We start from the raw sequence: 5,623 nt of genomic DNA, 5'->3' as shown, positions 1-5,623 counted from the left end.
GGGCGGGGCCCTGGCCGCCGGATTATTGGTATCGCGCGCGCGAGGGGAGGGCGCCTGAAGGCGCAAAGACGCTGCGGATCGAAACAGCCGATGGGAGGGGCGGGCGAGGATGGCAAGGGGTGATATTTGCTCTTGGCACGGTGTGTGCATGTGCGTGGCAGGCTCCCAAGAGCCACGCAACTTTTGCCGCCCGCATGGAGACGCGGGCACTTAGGGAAAACGGAGGGGAACCATGAGTCACCTGGATTACGAGATCAACAAGGAACTCGGCGAGTGCTACCTGTTCATGGGCGAGCTCGACAAGGCCGAGGACTACTACAAGAAGGCAGCGTCTTCCAACGGCATCCACCCGGATCCGTACCTGGGCCTGGCCACCATCGCCGTGCAGCGCGGGGAGCTTGAAAACGCCCTGACCCTGTACGTGAAGGCCCACGGCATCGACGCCAACGACAAAACTTTCGCCGGAATCGGCCTGGTCAAGATGGAGCAGGGGCTGAAGGAAGAAGCCTTCGACCTGTTCCTGGAGGCCCTGGCCAGAAACCCGGAAAACATGGTCGCGCTCCTGAGCGTCATCCGGCTCGGCCACGAGCTGGAGCGGCTGCCGCAGATCGTGCCCGCCCTGGAGAGCTACCTCTCCATCAACCCGGGCAAGAGCGAGGTCCGCTACTCTCTGGCCGGCTGCATGGTCTGCCTCGACCGCAAGGAAGAGGCCCAGGCCCAGCTGGAGCAGATTGCGAGCACGGACCCCGGCTTTGCGCCCGCGCGGGAACTGCTGGCCCTGCTTGACGCCTAACTGACGGTCTCCCCTCCCTAATGGCTCTCTGTCCCCGCCCGGTCGGTCGGGTGGGGACAGGGAACCGCATAGGAGAGCCCGTCCGTCCGCGCTTCCAGGCGCGCTGGCTTGCCTTGGGCCGGATCTTCTGGCACAACTTCTGAAACCAGAGAGGTTGTGCATGGATTTCCTTCCCATCAGACGGGCCATCCTGTCCGTCACCGACAAGTCTGGACTGGCTGATTTCGCGTCGTTTCTCACCACTCGCGGGGTGGAGCTCATCTCCACCGGCGGCACCCACAAAAAACTCGTCGCGGCGGGCCTCAAGGTCACCAGCGTCAGCGATGTCACCGGCTTCCCCGAGATCATGGGCGGCCGGGTGAAAACGTTGCATCCGCGCGTGCACGCGGGCATTCTGGCCGACAAGGACAACCCCGGCCACATGCTGACCCTGGAGGAGCTGCGCATCGAGCCCTTCGACATGGTCTGCGTGAACCTCTACAATTTCGCTGACGCCGCGGCCAAAGGCGTGGACCTGCGCGCCGCGGTGGAGGAAATCGACATCGGCGGGCCGTGCATGCTGCGCGCCGCGGCCAAGAATTTCCACTCCATGCTCGTGGTGCCCGATCCTTCCTACTACCCGCGCGTGCAGGCCGACCTTGAGGCCAACGCAGGCGGCGTGTCCCTGGCGCTGCGGCGCGAGCTCGCGGCGGAAACCTTCGCCCGCGTCTCCGCCTATGACGGCATGATCGCCAAATACCTGGCCGCCGCTCCCCTGTAGCGGCACCGGAGGCCATTCACCATCGCCCAGAAACCGCAAGGCAACACCCAAGGCCTCAAGCCCAATCAGATCCAGCGTCTTTCCCGCCTCGCCACCCGGAGATTTCCCCCTTCGGGTGGCGGCTACACCACCGACCAGGCGCGCGAGCTGGCCATCCTCTCGCGCGATGTGGGCCGCCAGCTCGGCCTGCTCATCGACCGCCAGGGCAAGGTGGAGATGCTCATCGTGGGCGAGCCCGACCGCATCTACATCCCGGAGCTGCCCCGCGCCCGCCTGGGCGAAACGCGCCTGCGCGGCCTGCGCCTTCTGCACACGCACCTGAACGGCGAGGCCCTGTCCCAGGAAGACCTGATGGACATGGTGGCCCTCAGGCTCGATTCCGTGGCCGCCCTCAGCGTGGACCAGTTCGGCGGGCCGGAGCGCCTGCACGTGGCCCACGTGGTGCCCGTGGGCGAGCTTTCCGGCCCGGACGCCAAGCCCTACGATGTGCTGGCTTCCGTGCGCTGGGACCGCAGCGAGGTGGACTTCTCCGCCCTCGTCCAGGCCCTGGAGGACGAGTTCGCCCGCCAGGAGCGCGCCGTGGCCTCCGACAAGGGCCGCGAGCGCGCGCTTCTTGTCAGCGTGTCCTCCGCGCCCAAGATCATCCAGGAACGCAGTCTGGACGAGCTGGCCGAACTGGCCCGCACGGCCGGTCTGGCCTGCCCCGCGCGCATGATCCAGCGCGTGGACAAGGCCGACGCCCGGCACATTCTGGGCAAGGGCAAGCTGCAGGAGCTGGAGGTCATGTGCCTGCAAAGCGGCGCGCAGATCGTCATCTTCGACCAGGACCTTTCGCCCTCGCAGCTGCGCAACCTGGCCGAAGCCACGGAACGCCGCGTGCTCGACCGCACCCAGCTCATTCTGGACATCTTTGCCGGGCGGGCCACCAGCCGGGCGGGCAAGCTGCAGGTGGAGCTGGCCCTGCTCAAGTACACGCTGCCGAGGCTGGTGGGCAAAACCCCGGCCATGTCGCGGCTCATGGGCGGCATCGGCGGGCGCGGCCCCGGCGAGACCAAGCTTGAGATCGACCGCCGGCGCGTGCGCGAACGCATCACCAAGGTGCGCAAGGACCTGGAGAGCGTGCGCCGCCACCGCAGCGGCACGCGCGACCGCCGCGCCAAGGCGGGCTGCCCGGTCATCGCCCTTGTGGGCTACACCAACGCGGGCAAGAGCACGCTTCTGAACACGCTGACGGGCAGCGAAGTGCTGGCCGAGAACAAGCTCTTCGCCACGCTGGACCCCACCAGCAGGCGCATCCGCTTCCCGCGCGAGCGCGAGGTCATCCTCACCGACACCGTGGGCTTCATCCGCCGCCTGCCGCCGGATTTGCAGGAGGCCTTCCGCGCCACGCTCGAAGAGCTGGAAGCGGCGGACGTGCTGGTGCACGTGGCCGACATCTCCCACCCGGAGGCGCAAGAGCAGATCGAGGCGGTGGAGTCCATTCTGCGCGAGATGGATTTGGCCGACACGCCGCGACTGCTTGCGCTGAACAAGTGGGAAGTGCTGACCGAGGACCAGCAGGAGGTCATGCGCCGCCTGTACCCGTCGGGCATTCCGGTGACGGCGCTGAAGCGCGAGGGCCTGACGCCGCTGGTTGCGGCCATCCTGGGCCTGCTGCCCGTGGAGCCGCTGAACGGCCCCCCGCGCGACCCCAACGCCCCGCATGAGGAATCAGGCGAGGACGTGAGCTATTGGGATGTCGAGATGGGGAGCGACGTGGTGCAGTAGAACGAAATTCAGAAAACGTGGGGGCGGCAAAACGCCCCTACGCCCCCGCCTCTTCACACTTCTTCCCCTTCCGCCACGGCATCTCCTGGCCCTTGTCCAGGCGCAGGATGTTCTCGCGGTGCCGCCAGAACAGGAACAGCATCACCACGAGCGCCAGCGGCAGCATGCCCGCGTTGAAGGTCAGCAGGCAGAATACCGGCAGCGCCAGCGCCAAGGTCAGCGAGCCCATGCTGACGTAGCCCGAAAGCCAGATGACCAGCAGGCAGCAGATGGCCGAAAGGATGAGCGCCGCCGGGGCCAGGGCCAGAAACACGCCCACCGTGGTGGCCACGGCCTTGCCGCCCTTGAGGTTCAACAGCGGCGAGTACGCGTGCCCCATGATGGCCGCAAGCCCGATGAGCGACAGGGCCAGCCAGCCGGTATCCGCCGGGGCCAGCACGCAGGGGATGAAGCCCTTGAACAGGTCCAGCGCCAGGGTCAGCACGCCCCAGGGCGCGCCGCACAGCCGCGCCACGTTGGTGGCGCCCACGTTCCTGCTGCCCGCCTCGCGCGGGTCTATGCCCTTGACGAAGCGCGCCACATACAGGCCAAAGGGCACCATGCCCAGGCCAAAGGCCAACAGAAAAAGCAGAAACGCGATCATGGGCTCTCCTTGCTGCGGGATCGGGACAATCAGCAAGGGTCTTGTACATTGTTCGCGGGCCCTTGAAAAGCAGGGTGCAGAGGGCAGGGCGCGGGGCATTTACCGGGGCGCACCGCAGCCTCCCAAACGCGCGCCGGGCCTCGCCTTGGCAAAGGCTTGTCCCTACGCCTGACCCCGCGCGCGGCCTTGTGCCCCGGCCGGGGAAGGTGTATCAAGCGCGAATCCTGTTTGTGACGGAGGCGATCATGGCCGAAACCAAAAGCTGCGGCTGCGGCGAGCACCTTATGGGGCTGCCGGAAATAGATTTTTCCACCTTTGTGCTGTCCCTGTCGTCCTCGGCCATGGTGCACCTGGGCGAGGCCCCGGACCCCAGCACCGGGCAGGTGGACTACCAGCCCCACCTGGCCAAGCAGGTCATCGACATCCTGGGCATGCTGCAGTGCAAGACCACCAGCGGCCTGGACGACGAGGAAAAGAAGCTCCTGTGCGAGATGCTGTACACCTTGCGCATGAAATACGTGAACAAGGCGGGCTAGGGCATGGCGGCAAGAATCCCCGTGGGACTGGTCGGCGTCACCGGCTACACCGGCATGGAACTGACCCGCGTGCTGGCGGGCCACCCCGGTCTGGAACTGGTGCGGGCCACCAGCCGGTCGGAGGCGGGCAAGACCCTGGCCTCCCTCTACCCCTATCTTTCCGGCCCGGGCGACCTGGGCCGCATGGGCGCGCTCACCGTCACCCAGCCCGACCCGGCCGACCTCGCCGCCTCGTGCAAGCTGGTGTTTCTGGCCGTGCCGCACAAGACCGCCCAGGAGATCGCCGCCGCGCTCATCGAAAAGGGCGTGAAGGTGGTGGACCTCTCGGCCGACTTCCGCCTGCGCGACAAGGACACCTACGAGAAGTGGTACGCCACGCCGCACACCCAGGCAAAGCTCCTGGCCGAGGCCGTGTACGGTCTGCCGGAGCTGTACCGCGCGCAGATGAAGCAGGCCCGGCTCATCGCCAACCCCGGCTGCTACCCCACCTCGGCCATCCTGGGCCTTTTGCCCGCGCTGGAGCAGGGCCTTGTCCGCACCGACGACATCGTGGTGGACTCCAAGAGCGGCACCAGCGGCGCTGGCCGCAAGGCCGGCGTGGGGACGCTGTTCTGCGAGGTGTCCGACACCTTCCGCGCCTACAACCTGACCCGGCACCGCCACACGCCGGAGATCGAGCAGGAAGTGTCGCTCCTGGCGGGCGAGACCGTGGCCCTCTCGTTCAACACGCACCTGCTGCCCATCAATCGTGGGATCTTGTCCACCATCTACACACGGCTGGCCAAGCCCCTTTCCCTGGCCGAAGCCCACGCCATCTACGCCGAACGCTACAAGGACGAGGACTTGGTGCGCGTGCTGCCCCTGGGCACCCTGCCGGAAACGCGCTTCGTGCGCGGCACCATGTTCTGCGACATCGGCCTGGCGGTTGACGAGCGCATCGGGCGGCTGATCATCGTCACCAGCATCGACAACCTGTGCCGGGGCGCCTCGGGTCAGGCCGTGCTGGGCGCGAACCTCATGCTCGGCCTGCCGGAGACGCAAGGCCTGCCCCTGGCCCCGCTGATGCCGTAGGAGCCCTGACCGGACCGCAGGGAGGAGAGGGCGTGGCCGCTGCGAAACTGGAC

The 5,623-nt window shown here is 67.1% G+C and carries 6 protein-coding genes; 5 read left to right on the top strand and 1 reads right to left on the bottom strand.

The window, feature by feature from the left end; translation table 11 throughout:
• Positions 1–232 precede the first annotated feature (232 nt).
• The 3 genes from VN419_RS04035 to hflX all read left to right on the top strand — a co-directional run bounded on the left by VN419_RS04035 (position 233) and on the right by hflX (position 3,320).
• Positions 233–793, top strand: a complete 561-nt coding sequence (locus VN419_RS04035) for a tetratricopeptide repeat protein (protein WP_325644697.1) — start codon at positions 233–235, stop codon at positions 791–793.
• A 160-nt stretch (positions 794–953) separates the two neighbouring features.
• The gene (locus VN419_RS04030) at positions 954–1,553 is read left to right on the top strand and encodes an IMP cyclohydrolase (RefSeq protein WP_325644695.1); all 600 of its coding nucleotides are present in this window, start codon (positions 954–956) and stop codon (positions 1,551–1,553) included.
• Positions 1,554–1,769: 216 nt separating this feature from the next.
• On the top strand, positions 1,770–3,320 hold the full coding sequence (gene hflX, locus VN419_RS04025) for a GTPase HflX (protein ID WP_325644699.1): 1,551 nt from the start codon (positions 1,770–1,772) through the stop codon (positions 3,318–3,320).
• 37 nt (positions 3,321–3,357) lie between these two features.
• On the opposite strand, the gene plsY is transcribed toward hflX, so the two are convergent.
• The gene (plsY, locus tag VN419_RS04020) at positions 3,358–3,963 is read right to left on the bottom strand and encodes a glycerol-3-phosphate 1-O-acyltransferase PlsY (RefSeq protein ID WP_325644693.1); all 606 of its coding nucleotides are present in this window, start codon (positions 3,961–3,963) and stop codon (positions 3,358–3,360) included.
• Between the two features lie 245 nt (positions 3,964–4,208).
• On the opposite strand from plsY, the gene VN419_RS04015 reads away from it, so the two are divergent.
• Together VN419_RS04015 and argC are read left to right on the top strand one after the other, a co-directional pair.
• Positions 4,209–4,499, top strand: a complete 291-nt coding sequence (locus VN419_RS04015) for a DUF1844 domain-containing protein (RefSeq protein ID WP_325644691.1) — start codon at positions 4,209–4,211, stop codon at positions 4,497–4,499.
• 3 nt (positions 4,500–4,502) lie between these two features.
• On the top strand, positions 4,503–5,570 hold the full coding sequence (argC, locus tag VN419_RS04010) for an N-acetyl-gamma-glutamyl-phosphate reductase (protein ID WP_325644689.1): 1,068 nt from the start codon (positions 4,503–4,505) through the stop codon (positions 5,568–5,570).
• The last annotated feature ends 53 nt before the right edge of the window (positions 5,571–5,623 follow it).

The sequence above is a fragment of the Humidesulfovibrio sp. genome, from assembly GCF_035560995.1.
Classification (GTDB): Bacteria; Desulfobacterota; Desulfovibrionia; order Desulfovibrionales; family Desulfovibrionaceae; genus Humidesulfovibrio.
This window is presented reverse-complemented; position numbering and strand designations above follow the sequence as displayed.

What these genes read in the sequence shown, in the direction of transcription:
- VN419_RS04035 (WP_325644697.1), top strand. Translation starts at nt 233, where the DNA reads ATGAGTCACCTGGATTACGAGATCAACAAGGAACTCGGCGAGTGCTAC.
- VN419_RS04030 (WP_325644695.1), top strand. Translation starts at nt 954, where the DNA reads ATGGATTTCCTTCCCATCAGACGGGCCATCCTGTCCGTCACCGACAAG.
- hflX (WP_325644699.1), top strand. Translation starts at nt 1,770, where the DNA reads ATGCTCATCGTGGGCGAGCCCGACCGCATCTACATCCCGGAGCTGCCC.
- plsY (WP_325644693.1), bottom strand. Translation starts at nt 3,963, where the DNA reads ATGATCGCGTTTCTGCTTTTTCTGTTGGCCTTTGGCCTGGGCATGGTG.
- VN419_RS04015 (WP_325644691.1), top strand. Translation starts at nt 4,209, where the DNA reads ATGGCCGAAACCAAAAGCTGCGGCTGCGGCGAGCACCTTATGGGGCTG.
- argC (WP_325644689.1), top strand. Translation starts at nt 4,503, where the DNA reads ATGGCGGCAAGAATCCCCGTGGGACTGGTCGGCGTCACCGGCTACACC.